Source organism: Streptomyces sp. NPDC056835 (assembly GCF_042789485.1).
Taxonomy (GTDB): Bacteria; Actinomycetota; Actinomycetes; order Streptomycetales; family Streptomycetaceae; genus Streptomyces.
This window is the reverse complement of sequence record NZ_JBHUBB010000022.1, coordinates 21,490-36,206: the sequence shown is the minus strand read 5'-3', so window position 1 is coordinate 36,206 and position 14,717 is coordinate 21,490. Positions and strand designations below refer to the sequence as shown.

Below are 14,717 nucleotides of genomic sequence, written 5' to 3'. Positions count from 1 at the left end.
ACGGACGCATGACACACGGGGGATCTTGGGGGATCCATGGGATTCATGGAAGGACCGCGCCGGGTGGTACGCCCCGCCGCGGGACCGGCCGCCGCACCGGGCAGGAGCGCCGTACCCGCGCCGCCGACGGGCCGCCCGGCCGTCTCGCCCGACCGCTACCGGGACCGTACGCGCGAACTGATGGACTCCGTGGGGCGGTTGGACGCCGGGCTGAACGAGGCGGCGGTGCGGGAGCTGTCCGGCTGGATCCGCGAGCAGTACGCCATGACGTACGGCGACGTCCCGGTGGGCTTCGTGGCCGTGTGCCGGCTCGGGCCGCCCTTCGTGGACCACCGGCTCAGCCTCTTCCACACGATCATCGACCACTTCGCCCCGGGCGATCCGATGCCGGAACCCTTCGCGGCGGCCCGGATGCTGGTGCGGTCCGGGGCCTATGAGTACGTCGAGGTCTATGCCGGCGGGACGGTACTGCCGGTCCTGGACGACGGCTCGGTCGTACGCCCGTAGAACCCGCCAACCCCGCCAACCCCACTCGCCACCCCCGCCACCCCCACCAGCCTCGAATCCCAGAACTCCAGAGCCACAGACAACGACGGAGGATCCATGTCCGAGGTGGACTACCACCTGCGGCGGCAGGTCGATCGCGTGAACAGCCTCGTGGTGCGGCTGGGCGAGCAGGTGGGAGCGGTCTCCGGCCAGGTGTCGGCCGTCGGCCAGGCCCAGCAGGAGACCCGCACCGAACTCCAGCGACTGCGGGCCGACTTCATGACGTTCGTGCGGCAGGCCGAGCTGACGGCCAACGTCCAGCGTGCCGAGACCCGGGTCGGGGTGATCCAGGACAAGGTGGACCACGAGTTCGGCCATCACAAGGTGGTCAGGCGCTCGGCGGTCGGCATGCTCCAGGCCTTCGACACCGGTCTGGTCTCCGACGAGACCGTACGGAACGTGAGCGAGCAGCTCATGATCCAGACGCCGCGCTACTGGCTGGCCCCCGCGCTGATCGCGATGTCCAGCTGGGCGGCGGACGACCGGTCGCTGTGCGAGCGCGCCGTGGAGGAGGCGTTCCGCCGCTCCCCCGACCGGACCTCGCTGTTCTTCGCGCTCGTGCTGCGCCGCCAGGGCCGTCACGCCGGCGCGGTGCGCTGGCTGCGCCACTACCTCAACGTCCAGGACCCGGCCGCGCTCGGCCGGGAGTTCGCGGTGATCCTCGAATCGATCTCGCAGGGCGCGTTCGGCGCGGCGGGGCGCGAGCTGCTGCGCGACACCCTCGCCACCTGGCGCGAGACCCTGCTCGCCGACGAGACGACCGAGACCGCCCAGGTCACCCGCTGGCGGGCGGAGATCGACTCGCTGCGCGCGCCGTCCGCCGGGGCCGACTTCCCCCGGCTGGCCGCGGTGTCCCCGGAGTGGGCGCGGCTGGACGCCGTGCTCTCCTCGGCCCGTGCCCAGCAGACCGTACTCGACAAGTACACGGCGATGATGGCGCGCGAGTCCGGGCCCACGGACCGTATCGAGGACGCGGTCGACGACATCCTGGACCGGCTGGTCGGGGAGTACGACAACGAGGAGCTGCCGCTCCGCCGCGATCTGGCCTTCAACCACGCCGTCATCGACAACGGCGGCGATCTGGACGCCGCGAAGCAGGCCGTCGACACCGACTCGGCGTCGCTGGAGGAAACCCTCGACTACCTCACCGTCCAGACCACCTCGGCCCTCAACCCGGCGGCCATCGGCGCATCCCCGGCCACTCAGCGGCTCTCGGTGGCCGCCTGCCACAGCTGGTTCAAGCGGGCGCACGCCTCCTTCAGCCGGGACTACCGGGCGGCCATCCCGGCGGACGTGGGGGCGTACTTCGCCACGGCGCACGGCGTGGGGGCTCAGACCTTCGCGCTGCCGCCGTGGTCGGGTTCGTTCACGACCCCGCTGGCGGCCCTGGAGGCGTCCTTGGCCGCGCACTGGGACGGGCACGCCCGGCCGTTCATCGACTCGCTAGCCTTCCCCTGGCGGCAGAAGGCCCTGCTGCCGGGTGGGATCGTGCTCGCCGTCCTGGTGCTGTTCAGCCCGTTCCATATCGGCTTCGCGCTGGTGGCGGCGCTGATCGTCGGTGGGGTGTGGGCGCTGGTCCTGAACAACCGCGCCGACGCGGCCCGCACGCTCCAGGAGACGGCGAGGCAGTCCCTGGAACGGGCCAAACAGGAATCCGTCGAGACCCTGCGCGCGGCCCGCGCCGAACTGACGGACTGGCAGAGCCGGTTCCAGCAGGCGGACGCCGTGGAAGCCGCCACCCGCGCCATGATCGCCTCGCTGGCGACCGCCGCGCACGCCTCGTCACCGTACGAGGGCCGTACCGTCACCGAGCCGGCGGAGGAGCAGTCATCGTGATCCCCGAGCAGCAACCCCGCCGCGTCGTCCCACCCCCCGCGCCGTCCGGGACCCCCCAGGCCGCGCCGTCCGGGACCCCCCGGGTGGCTGCCCAGGCCGCCTCACCCTGGGCGGCCACCCCCACGCGCCCCAAGGAGCGCGCCACCTCCCGGCTGCGCAAGGTGGTGGAGGGGCTGCCCGACTGGGAGCCGCTGCCGCCGGGTGAGATGACCGTACGACGCCCGAAGCAGGACCTGTGACCGGGAGTCTCTGGGCCCATGGGGGTACGTACGAGACCTGGGCGGCGTTCCTGACCGACTGGGCGGCCGGCGGCCGGTCCGACGGCGTGGGGCTGCCGGCCCTGCGCCAGGAGGACTTCGCCACCGACACCTGGGAGCGGCTGCGGCTGCGGCTCACCGACGCGCTCTCCGCGCGCCTCCAGCGCTGCGCCGACGCGCTCGGCGCGGCGCTCGGCGAGGCGGCGGACGAGTTCTCGGTCGGGCGCGCCCTGGCGCAGGCCCGGTCGGGACTGCGTCCCGTACGGGCCCTGGCGACCCACCCCGGGCTGCCCGAGGACCTGCGGCCACGGCTGCTGAAGATGGTGGACGACGCGACCCGCTCCCTCCAGCAGGACCTCGAACGGGCCGTCGAGACGATGGTGTCGGAGGGCGGCGACCCGCGCCGCGTCGAGGCCCGGCGGCGGACGCTGCGCGACAACCCGCTCACGGCGGTGACCTCCGCGCCACCGCCCGTACCCACGGGGGAGCCCGCCGCGACCGGCGGCTGGTCGTACGACCCGACGGCGACGGGCAGGCGCCGGGTGACCCCGCCATAACTCCACCGCCTTCCCGTCCTTCGCGAATGCCTGCGAATGCCCCACTTCCCCTTCCCTCAGCAGAAGGCCCCGCATGCCGAACTACCGTGAGTGCCACGACGACCTGGACAACTACCTCACCGCACGCGTGCCGGTCATCGGCCTGCGCACCATCGAACAGCCGCGCGCGCTGCGCCTCGTGAAGGAGGTCGCCGCGCAGCCCCGCCGGTCGGGGCAGCCGTTCTGGATCTATACGCGCGCCACCGGGCTGCGGGATCTGCGGTCCAACGCGACGGTCCAGGACGACCGTTCGCTGACGGGTGCGATGGAGTTCGCCGCGGCCCAGTTCAGCGGGCGGCCGTACGCGACCCTGGTGCTGGTGGATCCGGACGATCTGGACACCGACACCCCGTTCACCCGGCATGTCGCCGAACTCGCCAGGCTCGCCGACGCCAATTCGGGCAGCCTGGTCCTGATCACCGACAAGCCGATCTGGAGCGGCCTCCAGCGGCTCGGGATGAGCCTTCAGCTCGAACTCCCCGACCCCGACGAGATGTACGCGACGATCCACAGCTTTCTCGCCGACCATCACGAAGTCGTGCCGATCGCCTGGACCGAGGAGGACGCGCGCCGGGCCGCGGAGTTCCTTCAGGGCGTCACCGAGGGCGAGGCCGTCAATCTGATGGCCACGCTGGTCGCCAAGGGCTCCGTGGAGAAGGACGACGTCCTGGCCCTCGCCCGCTCCAAGGACCGGATCTTCAGCGATCTGGCCGGACTCGAACGTATCCACCTCAAGAGCGAGGAGGACTACGGAATCGGCGGACTGACCAATCTCCGCGACTGGCTGCGGCGCAAGCACCAGCTGATGCACTCAGATCTGCGGGGCACGGGCCTGCGGCCGCCCCGCGGCGCCCTCCTGGTCGGCGTGCCCGGCTGCGGGAAGTCGCTCTCCGCCAAGGCCATCGCGTCCCAGTGGCGGCTGCCCCTCTACCGGCTGGACATGGCCAGCATCCACGGCAAGTACCTCGGTGAGTCGGAGAGCCGGATGCGCGAGGCCCTGGAGACCGCGGATCGCGTGGCGCCGTGCATCCTGTGGATCGACGAGATCGAGAAGGGCCTCGCCGGCAGCCATGACATGTCGGGCGTGCCGCAGCGGGTCATCGGTCAGTTCCTCTTCTGGCTCCAGGAGTCCGACTCGCGCGCGTTCGTCGTCGCCACCGCCAACGACGTCCGCAGTCTGCCTCCCGAACTGCTGCGCAAGGGCCGCTTCGACGAACTCTTCTTCGTGGACCTGCCGGACGCGCAGGACCGCAGGGAGATCATCCAGCTCTACTACCGCCGTTACGTCAAGGCCGAGCCCGCCCCGGACCGGCTGGACCTGCTGGTCGACCTCTCCGACGGTTTCGCGGGCTCCGACATCGAGGCCGCGCTCCATGACGTCGGCGCCGAACTCCACCTCCAGGGCGACGACCCGAAGGGGCTCGACCCCTCGTTCGTCGAGGACACCTTCGCCAACGCCTCCCCCATGATCCGCACCAACCCCGAACAGATCGAGGAGATCCGCTCCTGGGGCCGCGACCGCGCCGTCCCGGCGGGCCGCTCCCTCACCACCTCGACTCCGGGCACGGCGGGCCCCTCGCGCCGGGTCGTCTTCATGGGCGACTGACAAGGGACGAGGGGCGAGTGACGAGGGACGAGTGAAGAGGGGCGAGGGACGAGTGAAGAGGGGCGAGTGACGAGGGGCGACTGACACGTCGCGTCGTACGAATCCGCGCCAGGGCCTCTGTGCCGGTTGCCCTGTGTGCCGCTGCCGCGCGCCAAAAACTGGGCAGGCGTGCGAGAACCGTTGACAAACACATGACATGATTGCAGCCTGTGACTCGCAAAAACATCGATAACTAGCTCAATTTCTTTGCGCTCACCGTGCAACTTCGTTTGCGACCGTACGTGCTCCTCGCGTGCGACTTCACGGCAGGGACCCGCCCCCGCCTGCCGCCACCGCACCGCACTGTTCCGGACCGCACCGCTCGCTCTCAGGGCGGCAGCTGTCCGGGATCCCGGCCCGGCGCACCGGCACCGCGCGCCTCGCCCCCCACGCACCCGCGTGGCGCGTGACGCGGGTCCCGCGCGCCGTACGGCCGGCCCAGTCCAGCGGGCTGTCCGTTCTCTCGTTCCGAACAGGCTCTCTCGTTCCGACAGAACAGAGGACACCATGAAACGGAAACAGCCCCGCCGACGGCTGATCATCGGCGCGGTCATCGCCGCCCTGATCACCGTCGGGCTCCTGCCCGTCTCAGCCGCCGGCTCAGGCTCCGGCGCCGCCTACGCGGCCGAACGGCCCAGCGGTGGCGGCGGCGACAGAGTCGCCGCCGCCAATCTGGCCCAGGGCAAGCCGATCGAGGCCTCGTCGACGGTCTTCACGTTCGTCGCGCGCAACGCCAACGACGGCAATACCGGCACCTACTGGGAGGCCGCGGGACACCCGTCGACGCTGACGGTGAAGCTCGGCGCCAACGCCGACATCACCTCGGTCGTCGTCAAGCTCAACCCCGATCCGATATGGGGGACCCGTACCCAGAACCTCCAGGTGCTCGGCCGCGACCAGGCGGCGACCGCGTTCACGTCGCTCGTGGCCCGCGCGAACTACACGTTCAACCCGGCGTCGAACGAGAACACGGTCACGATCCCGGTCACCGGACGCGCCGCCGATCTACAACTGCAGTTCTTCAGCAACACCGGCGCGCCCGGTGGACAGGTCGCCGAACTCCAGGTGATCGGCACCCCGGCCCCCAATCCGGACCTGACCGTCAGCGCCCTGTCGTGGACCCCCGCCTCCCCCGTGGAGAGCGACACGACCAAGGTGAACGCGACGGTACGGAACACGGGAACGGCCGCCGCGGGCGCGACCACGGTGAACGTCAGCCTGGGCGGCGTGGTCGCGGGCAGCGCGCCGGTGCCCGCGCTCGGCGCGGGGGCCTCGGCCACCGTCCCGGTCGACATCGGTAAGCGCCCGGCGGGCACGTACCGCGTCACGGCGTTGGTGGACCCGACCGACACGATCATCGAGCAGGACAACGACAACAACAGCCTCACCGCGCCCTCGGACCTGGTCGTCGGGCAGAGCCCCGGCCCCGACCTTCAGGTGCTCGGCGTCGAATCCACCCCCGCGAACCCGGCCGTCGGAGCGGCGGTCAGCTTCACCGTCGCGGTGAAGAACCGCGGGACCACCAGCTCCGGCGTCACCACGGTCACCCGGGTGGCGGTGGGCGGCACCACGCTCAACACCAACACCCCGGCGATCGCGGCGGGCGCGACGGCCAATGTGAGCGTCAACGGCACCTGGACCGCCACCAACGGCGGAGCCACCATCGTCGCCACCGCCGACGCCACCAATGTCGTCACCGAGACCAACGAGACCAACAACGCGTTCTCGCGGTCGATCGTCGTCGGACGCGGGGCGGCCGTCCCGTACGTCGAGTACGAGGCCGAGGCCGCCCGCTACCAGGGCACCCTGCTGGAGACCGACCCGCTGCGCACCTTCGGGCACACCAACTTCGCCTCCGAGTCCTCGGGCCGCAAGTCGGTACGGCTCAACTCCACCGGTCAGTTCGTCGAGTTCACCTCGACCAACCCCTCGAACTCGATCGTCGTACGCAACTCCATCCCCGACGCCCCGAACGGCGGCGGCACCGAAGCCACCATCAGCCTCTACGTCAACGACACCTTTGTCCGGAAGCTGACTCTCTCGTCGAAGCACAGCTGGCTGTACGGCAACACCGACGGCCCCGAGGCCCTGACCAACACGCCCCAGGCCGACGCCCGTCGCCTCTTCGACGAGTCGCACGCACTGCTGCCGTCGACCTACCCGGTCGGCACCAAGTTCCGGTTGCAGCGCGACGCCGCCGACTCGGCCTCGTTCTACATCATCGACCTGATCGACCTGGAGCAGGTGGCGCCCCCGGCGAGCAAGCCGGCCGAGTGCACCTCCATCACGGAGTACGGCGCGGTGCCCGACGACGGGATCGACGACACGGCCGCCATCCAGCGGGCGGTGACGGCCGACCAGGAGGGCGCCATCGCGTGCGTATGGATCCCGGCGGGGCAGTGGCGCCAGGAGAAGAAGATCCTCACCGATGACCCGCTCGACCGCGGTCAGTACAACCAGGTGGGCATCAGCGATGTCACGATCCGCGGCGCGGGAATGTGGCACTCCCAGCTCTACACCCTGACCGAGCCGCACCAGGCGGTCGGCAGCATCAACCACCCGCACGAGGGCAACTTCGGCTTCGACATCGACGACAACACCCAGATCTCCGACATCGCCATCTTCGGCTCGGGCACCATCCGCGGCGGACCGGGCGGCGCCGAGGGCGGAGTCGGCCTGAACGGCCGCTTCGGCAAGGACACCAAGATCTCCAACGTCTGGATCGAGCACGCCAACGTGGGCGTCTGGGTCGGCCGTGACTACGACAACATCCCGGACCTCTGGGGCCCGGCCGACGGCCTCCAGTTCACCGGTATGCGCATCCGCAACACCTACGCCGACGGCATCAACTTCACCAACGGCACCAGCAACTCCCGCGTCTTCAACTCCTCGTTCCGCACCACCGGCGACGACTCCCTGGCGGTCTGGGCCAACCGCTATGTGAAGAACCCGTCGACGGACATCGCGCACGACAACCAGTTCATCAACAACACGATCCAACTGCCCTGGCGGGCGAACGGCGTCGCGGTCTACGGCGGCTACGGCAACAAGATCGAGAACAACCTGATCTACGACACGGCCAACTACCCCGGCATCATGCTGGCCACGGACCACGACCCGCTGCCCTTCTCCGGCCAGACCCTGATCGCCAACAACGCCCTTCACCGCACCGGCGGCGCCTTCTGGAACGAGGACCAGGAGTTCGGCGCCATCACCCTCTTCGCCCAGAGCAGAGACATCCCCGGGGTCACGATCCGCGACACCGACATCCTGGACTCGACCTACGACGGCATCCAGTTCAAGACGGGCGGCGGCGCCATGTCGAACGTCGCCATCAGTAACGTCAAGATCGACAAATCCAACAACGGCGCGGGCATCCTCGCCATGAGCGGCGCCCGCGGCGGCGCGAACCTGACGAACGTGACCATCACGAACTCGGCCGACGGCAATATCGTCACCCAGCCGGGCTCACAATTCGTGATCACGGGCGGCACCACCTCGGCCAAGGCGCAGAAACGCACCCTGGCCAACCGCTGGTAACGAATGACCCCCGTGGTGGTCGGCCCCATCCCCACCGGCCGACCACCACACAGCGGCCTGTCCCCGCTGCCCGGCCACGGGATCCCCAGGCGAAGATCGACCGGACAGGGCCTAGGCGGCCGGGTGGTCCGTGGAGCGGCTGACCTCGGCCCACTTCCGGGCCTCGGCAAGCCGCTCCTCACCGGAGGCCAGGGCGATGCCCAGGGCGTCGCCGCCGAGCAACAGCCGGCGCGGGGGCTCCTGCGCGTCCACCGCGCCGATGATCGCCTCGGCCATACGGGCGGGGTCGCCGGGCTCTTTGCCGTTGTAGGCCGCGAACCGCTCCAGCGAGGCACCGACCGTCTGCTCGTAGTCGGCGGAGACCGGCCCGGCCGCCATCGCCGCGCCGGCGGCCCAGCCCGTACGAATGCCGCCCGGCTCCACGACGGTCACCTTGATGCCGAGCGGGGCCACCTCGTTCGCAAGGACCTCGGAGAAGCCCGCGACCCCGAACTTCGCCGTCTGATAGGCGCTGAGTCCGGGCGTGCCTCCGACGCGCCCGCCGATGGACGAGATCTGCACGATGTGCCCGGACCGCTGCCCGCGCAGGACCGGCAGAGCCGCCCGGGTCACATTGACGACGCCGTAGAGGTTCGCCTCGATCTGCGCCCGGAACTCGTCCTCCGGGAAGTCCTCGACCGAACCGGTCGCGGCATAACCGGCGTTGTTCACCACCACGTCGAGGGAACCGAAACGCCCGACCGCGGCGGCGACCACGTCACGGGCCTCGGACGGCGAGGTGACATCCAGGGCCACCGCCTCCAGCCGCTCGGGGTGCTCCGCCTTCAGGGCGGCCAGGGACTCCGGCCTGCGCGAGGTCACCACGACCTGGTCCCCCGCGTCCAGGGCCGCGCGGGCCAATGCCTTTCCCAGCCCCTGGGAACCACCGGTGATCAACCAAGTCCGTGCCATGGCGTACTCCTCCTGTCTCGTCCCGCGTTCGCGATCCGACACGGGGCCATGACGCCACTGTAGCGATTCTTCGAGCAAACGCAACACTCATGTTGCAGTAACGAGCTGGGGTGCTGCCGCTGCGACGACTATGCTTGCCCAATTGCCACTATCCGAAAGGACCGGCACTCCATGAGGGCTGATGCCGCACGCAACCTGGCCGCGGTCCTGCGCACGGGGGCCCGCCTCCTCGCCGAGGATCCGGGCACCTCGCTGTCGGCCATCGCCGGCGCGGCGGGGGTGGACCGCAGCACCGTCCACCGGCGCTTCGCCACCCGCGAGGCCCTGCTCAGCGCCGTTTTCCAGGCCAAGCTCGACTCGGCCGAGCGGGTGCTCGACGACGCCAGGCTCACCGAGGCCCCGGTGGCCGTCGCGCTGCACCGCTACGTGGAGGGGATCGTCCCCGTCAGCCGCGAATGGCCGGTCGACACGCGCCGCATGATGCGGGCGGACCCCGCCGCCCAGCCCCGGCGCACGGAGCAGAGCAAGCGGCTGGACGACTTCCTCCGGCGGGCGGCCGACGAGGGCTATCTGCGACCGGAGGTGCCCCTGGACTGGGCGAGAATCGTTTTCGACGAACTGGTGGACAGCGTCGCCCACCGGCTCCCCGAGATCGAACCCCCTCAGGCGGCCGACCTCGTGGTGGACACCTTCCTGCGCGGCCTGGGCGGTTCCTGACGGACAGGGCCTAGCGGCACCTGCTGTCTGAACGGGTGACGCTCACCGTCGGTCCGTGTCGCCGGACCGGCGCGCCGACCCCTGCGTGGACGATGCAGGAATGCCAACTTCCGCACAGGCCGCCGGGATTCTGCTGCGGGCCGCGGCTTCGGCCGGTGACCCGTCCCAGCTGCTGCCCGCCCGGGAACAGATGGCCTTCACTCTCGGCTTCCACATCATCCTGGTGCCGTTCGGAGTGGCGCTCACCGCCCTGATGCTCATCGCCAACTACCGGGGTCTGCGGCACGGCGACGACCAGGCGCTGCTGCTCGCCCAGCGCTGGTCGAAGGTCGCCGCCGTGCTGCTCGCCGTGGGAGCGGTCACCGGTACGGTGCTGAGCTTCGAACTCGGCATCCTGTGGCCGGGTCTGATGGGCAGATATGGCGCCGCGTTCGGTTTCCCGTTCGCGATCGAAGGCATCTTCTTCTTCCTGGAAGCGATCTTCGTCTCGATCTATATCTACGGCTGGAAGCGGCTTCCTCCCTGGGTGCACTTCTGGACGGGCGTACCCGTGGTGCTGGCGAGCATGGGCGGCACCGCCGCCGTCGTGGCGGCGAACAGCTGGATGAACCAGCCGGGCGGTATCACCATGCGCGACGGCCGTGTCGTGGAGGTCCGTCCGGCCGAGGTCTTCTTCAACGGTGCCTTCTGGTTCGAGAGCGTGCACATGCTGCTTGCCGCCTATATCGTCGCCGGTTTCTCGGTGGCCGCGGTCTACGCGGTCGGCATGCTCAAGGGCCGCCGCGACCACTACCACCGGCTCGGCTTCCTCATCGGATTCGTCGTGGCCGGCGTCGTCCTGCCCGTACAGATGTATGTCGGCGATGTCGTCGCACGCCAGGTGTTCCACAGCGAGCCGGCGAAGTTCGCCGCGATCGAACTGCTGCCCAGAACCGGCAGTCATGTCCCCGAGACGCTGGGCGGAGTGCTCGTGGACGGCGAGGTGCGCTACGGCCTCAGGCTTCCGGACGTGGCCTCGCTGCTCGCCGGGTTCAGACCGTCGACGGAGATCCGCGGACTCGACGCGATCGACCCCGCCGTACGGCCCGACGACAGAACGGTCAGCGTTGTCCACCTCGCGTTCGACGTCATGGTGGGAACGGCCTCCCTGCTGCTCCTCCTGGTCATCTGGTTCGCCTGGCTGTTGTGGCGCCGTCAGCGGGTGCCCACCAACCGGTGGTTCCTGCGCTGCGCCGCCCTCAGCGGAGTCGTCGCCGTGGTGTGCCTGGAGAGCGGCTGGGTGACCACCGAAGTGGGGCGGCAGCCGTGGACCGTGGTCGGTCTGCTGCTCACCAAGGACGCCGTGACGACCCAGGGCAATCTGTGGCCGTTCTTCGCCGCCGCCCTCGCCATCTACCTCGCGGTGGGCACCGGCGCGGTACTGATCCTGCGGTCCCTGACCAGACGATGGAGAGCCGGCGAGGACGAGGGGGAGGACGAGGGGCTGGATGTCCCCTACGGTCCCAACCGGCCGCTGACCGACGCGCACCCGGGGAAGGCAGGCGGCCATGAGTGACGCCATCGCGGTCCTGCTGTTCATCGGTGTCATCGCCTACGCGCTCTTCGGCGGAGCGGACTTCGGCGCCGGATTCTGGGACCTGACCGCCGGCGGGGCGGCACGCGGCAGCAAGCCCCGCCAACTGATCGACACCTCGATCGGCCCCGTCTGGGAGGCCAACCACACCTGGCTGATCTACTGCCTCGTCATGCTGTGGAGCGCTTTCCCCACCGCGTTCGCGGCCATCACCACCACGCTCTACATCCCCCTGGGCCTGGCCGTGCTGGGAATCGTGCTGCGGGGCGCGGGCTTCGCCTTCCGCAAGTCGTCGATGCGCACTCCCGAACAGCGGATCTACGGGGCGACGTTCGCGCTGTCCTCGGTGCTCACCCCCTACTGCTTCGGCAGCGTTGCCGGTGGCATCGCGTCGGGCCGGGTACCCACCGGCGGCAACGGCGATCCGCTCGGAAGCTGGAACAACCCCACATCCGTACTCGGCGGGGTGCTGGCCGTGTCGGTGTGCGCCTACCTCGCCGCGGTGTATCTGACCGTTGCCGCGCGACAGAACGGGAGCCCGCGGCTCGAAGCCTGGTGCCGCCGACGCGCCCTGCTCGCGGGGATCGTCACCGGGTTGATCAGCCTGGCCGGCGTCTTCCTTCTCCGGGCCGACTCCCCTCGGCTGTTCCACCAGTTGAGCCACCTCGGCCTGCCGCTGCTCATCGTCTCGGCGCTGAGCGGACTGCTCAGTCTTTTCCTCCTCGGACGCAAGAACACCTTCGCCCTGCGCATGCTGGCCGCACTGGCCGTGGCGACGGTCGTATGCGGCTGGGGCGTGGCCCAGTACCCGTACCTGCTGGGCACGCATCTCAGCATCGCCGAGGCGGCGGCGCCGACGGCCACACTCTGGGTGCTCGCCTCCGTGGCGGGCGCCGCGGGGGTGCTCATCGCCCCGTCCCTGGCCGCCCTTTACATCCTCCAGAACCGGGGGAAGCTGGAGTCGCGGCAGTGACCGCGGCCGCCACGCCGTCGTCCCCTTGACCACCGCGCGGCGGGCCATGATAAAGCCCGCGATCCTGACAGGCGACCGGTGGGAACCCTCTCGCCATAAAAAGTGGCGAAAAGCGCGGGCGAGGTCCCGGCGCTAACCTTGAGATGACGGAGAGGCCGATGTCGGCCCGCGCGGAAATGCCGTTCCAGGCCATGCGGAGTCGACGCACTCAATGGGCCGGGGAAAGAGCCGGCAGGCCTCGGCGAATCGGCCTGCCCCCGGCCGGCGAGCTCGGTGGGGAGGTTCCCGGGCAAGCCCTCAAGAAAAGAAACCAGAACAGGAGCCAACCATGGCACCGAAATCTGCCGGCACAATTACGCGTCCGGATGTCGCCGTCACCGACGGTTTCACGCTGGCTGTCGACGCGCTGCAGGCCAATGGAGTCGACACGATGTACGGGGTGGTCGGCATTCCTGTCACCGACCTTGCCCGCATAGCGCAGGCCAAGGGGATTCGCTACATAGGGTTCCGGCAGGAGCAGGACGCCGGCCACGCCGCGGCCGCGGCCGGTTTCCTCACCGGCCGGCCGGGCATCTGCCTGACGGTGTCCGCACCGGGCTTCCTCAACGGGCTGGTGGCGCTGGCCAACGCCACCACCAACTGCTTCCCGATGATCCAGATCAGCGGGTCCAGCGAGCGCAGTGTGATCGACCTTCAGCAGGGCGACTACGAAGAACTCGACCAACTCAACGCGGCCAAGCCGTTCGCGAAGGCCGCGTTCCGGGTGGACCGGCCGCAGGACATCGGTCTCGGCGTCGCCCGCGCCATTCGCGCCGCGGTGTCCGGCCGGCCCGGCGGGGTGTATCTCGACCTGCCGGCCGCGGTGCTCAGTGACACCATCCCGGCCGACGAGGGCCGGGCGTCGCTGTTCCGGGCGGTCGACCCGGCGCCCGCGCAGATTCCCGCGCCCGAATCCATCACCCGGGCCCTGGATCTGCTCGCGCACGCCGAGCGTCCGCTGATCGTCCTCGGCAAGGGGGCCGCCTACGCCCAGGCCGACCAGGACATTCGCTCGTTCGTCGAGGCGACCGGCGCCCCGTTCCTGCCGATGTCGATGGCCAAGGGGCTGCTGCCCGACGACCATCCGCAGTCGGCGGCGGCCGCCCGGTCCCTGGTACTCGGACAGGCCGACGTGGTGATGCTGATCGGCGCCCGGCTGAACTGGCTGCTCGCGCACGGGCAGCCGCCGCGCTGGTCCGCGACGGCGAAGTTCATCCAGGTCGACGCCGCGCCGGTGGAGATCGACAGCAACCGGCCGATCGCGGCTCCGGTGGTCGGGGACATCGCCTCGGCGATGGCCGCGTTCACCCGAGCCGCGCAGCCCGGTCAGTTCGCCGTGCCGACCGCCTGGTGGGACGCGATCAAGGACCGGACGGCGCAGAACGTGGCGAAGATGCGGGCCAGGCTCGACGCCGACGCGACACCGATGAACTTCTCGACCGCGCTGCGCGCGATCCGCGACGTACTGGACAAGCACCGCGACGCCTACCTGATCAACGAGGGCGCCAACACACTCGACTTCGGCCGCGACATCGTGCCGATGTACGAGCCGCGGCACCGGCTCGACTCCGGCACCTGGGGCGTCATGGGTGTCGGTATGGGCTACGCCATCGCCGCCGCCGTCGAATCCGGCAAGCCGGTGGTGGCCGTGGAGGGCGACAGCGCGTTCGGGTTCAGCGGCATGGAGCTTGAGACGATCTGCCGCTACCGACTGCCGATCGTCACGATCGTGTTCAACAACGGCGGTGTCTACAAGGGCGACGAGGTGAACACGTACTCGGCCGACCCCGCGCCCACGGTGCTGCTGCACTCCAGCCGCTACGACAAGCTCATCACGGCCGTCGGCGGCATCGGCTATCAGGCCGACACCCCGGAAGAGCTCGGCCACGCGCTGCACGCCGCGCTGCACGCCGGCAAGCCGGCCCTGATCAACGCCGTCACCGACCCGACAGCCGGCACCGAGTCCGGCCACCTCACCAGCATGAACACCACCAGCTCCCTGCAGCCGGCGCACTGACCAGGACACCAGACCGGGAGGAAACGC

11 protein-coding genes are annotated in these 14,717 nt (G+C 70.1%); 10 read left to right on the top strand and 1 reads right to left on the bottom strand.

What is annotated here, in order from left to right; genetic code table 11:
* Window positions 1-45: 45 nt before the first annotated feature.
* The 6 genes from ACFRMN_RS24385 (at window position 46) to ACFRMN_RS24360 (ending at window position 8,420) form a co-directional block, all read left to right on the top strand.
* A complete protein-coding gene (locus tag ACFRMN_RS24385) occupies window positions 46-507 on the top strand; it encodes a hypothetical protein (RefSeq protein WP_383022815.1) in 462 nt (153 codons plus the stop codon).
* Between the two features lie 96 nt (window positions 508-603).
* Entirely contained in the window at window positions 604-2,382 is a 1,779-nt protein-coding gene (locus ACFRMN_RS24380; protein WP_383022813.1) for a hypothetical protein, read from the top strand.
* A complete protein-coding gene (locus ACFRMN_RS24375; protein WP_383022811.1) occupies window positions 2,379-2,621 on the top strand; it encodes a hypothetical protein in 243 nt (80 codons plus the stop codon). Before ACFRMN_RS24380 ends, ACFRMN_RS24375 begins: the two co-directional genes overlap by 4 nt.
* Window positions 2,618-3,196, top strand: a complete 579-nt coding sequence (locus tag ACFRMN_RS24370) for a hypothetical protein (protein ID WP_383022809.1) — start codon at window positions 2,618-2,620, stop codon at window positions 3,194-3,196. Before ACFRMN_RS24375 ends, ACFRMN_RS24370 begins: the two co-directional genes overlap by 4 nt.
* 73 nt (window positions 3,197-3,269) lie before the next feature.
* Window positions 3,270-4,841 (top strand): ATP-binding protein, encoded by a 1,572-nt coding sequence (locus tag ACFRMN_RS24365; RefSeq protein ID WP_383022807.1) that lies wholly within the window; start codon window positions 3,270-3,272, stop codon window positions 4,839-4,841.
* A 546-nt stretch (window positions 4,842-5,387) separates the two neighbouring features.
* Window positions 5,388-8,420: a CARDB domain-containing protein gene (locus ACFRMN_RS24360; RefSeq protein ID WP_383022806.1), complete on the top strand. Its 3,033-nt coding sequence runs from the start codon at window positions 5,388-5,390 to the stop codon at window positions 8,418-8,420.
* Window positions 8,421-8,531: 111 nt separating this feature from the next.
* On the opposite strand, the gene ACFRMN_RS24355 is transcribed toward ACFRMN_RS24360, so the two are convergent.
* Window positions 8,532-9,371, bottom strand: coding sequence for an oxidoreductase (locus ACFRMN_RS24355; protein WP_383022804.1), 840 nt, complete (start codon window positions 9,369-9,371; stop codon window positions 8,532-8,534).
* A gap of 171 nt (window positions 9,372-9,542) precedes the next feature.
* On the opposite strand from ACFRMN_RS24355, the gene ACFRMN_RS24350 reads away from it, so the two are divergent.
* The 4 genes from ACFRMN_RS24350 (at window position 9,543) to oxc (ending at window position 14,690) form a co-directional block, all read left to right on the top strand.
* A complete protein-coding gene (locus ACFRMN_RS24350; RefSeq protein WP_383022803.1) occupies window positions 9,543-10,088 on the top strand; it encodes a TetR/AcrR family transcriptional regulator in 546 nt (181 codons plus the stop codon).
* Between the two features lie 100 nt (window positions 10,089-10,188).
* Window positions 10,189-11,643, top strand: coding sequence for a cytochrome ubiquinol oxidase subunit I (locus tag ACFRMN_RS24345; RefSeq protein ID WP_383022801.1), 1,455 nt, complete (start codon window positions 10,189-10,191; stop codon window positions 11,641-11,643).
* Window positions 11,636-12,634 carry a cytochrome d ubiquinol oxidase subunit II gene (locus tag ACFRMN_RS24340; protein WP_383022800.1) on the top strand — a complete coding sequence of 333 codons (999 nt, stop codon included), beginning with the start codon at window positions 11,636-11,638 and terminating at the stop codon, window positions 12,632-12,634. Before ACFRMN_RS24345 ends, ACFRMN_RS24340 begins: the two co-directional genes overlap by 8 nt.
* Before the next feature lie 328 nt (window positions 12,635-12,962).
* On the top strand, window positions 12,963-14,690 hold the full coding sequence (gene oxc, locus ACFRMN_RS24335; protein WP_383022798.1) for an oxalyl-CoA decarboxylase: 1,728 nt from the start codon (window positions 12,963-12,965) through the stop codon (window positions 14,688-14,690).
* Window positions 14,691-14,717: the final 27 nt, after the last annotated feature.